1 pseudogene is annotated in these 246 nt (G+C 46.7%); it reads right to left on the reverse strand.

Going from position 1 to position 246, the window contains the following annotated elements:
• Positions 1-246, reverse strand: a pseudogene (locus N8M09_RS11050) (LEA family epithelial adhesin); the annotation flags it as partial.

Consider the following 246-nt stretch of genomic DNA (forward strand, 5'->3'; position numbering starts at 1 on the left):
CTGGAACTTTCTCGTCTGGTTTCACTGGAGTGAAGTCTTGGTTCACTAAGTCTGTTCCTGGAATGTCGTGACTGATGCCGGTTGTTGGATCCGTAACGGTTGTTGTGCCGTCTTCCCCTACAGTGACTTCCTTACCTGGGTTCTTCGCTTTGACTTTGTCTTCCACTTGTTTTTTCTCTTCTGGAGTTAAGTGGTCTTTGTCTTTGGCTGGAACTTTCTCGTCTGGTTTCACTGGAGTGAAGTCTT

The organism is Streptococcus mitis (assembly GCF_946190375.1).
Lineage (GTDB): Bacteria > Bacillota > Bacilli > Lactobacillales > Streptococcaceae > Streptococcus > Streptococcus mitis_CJ.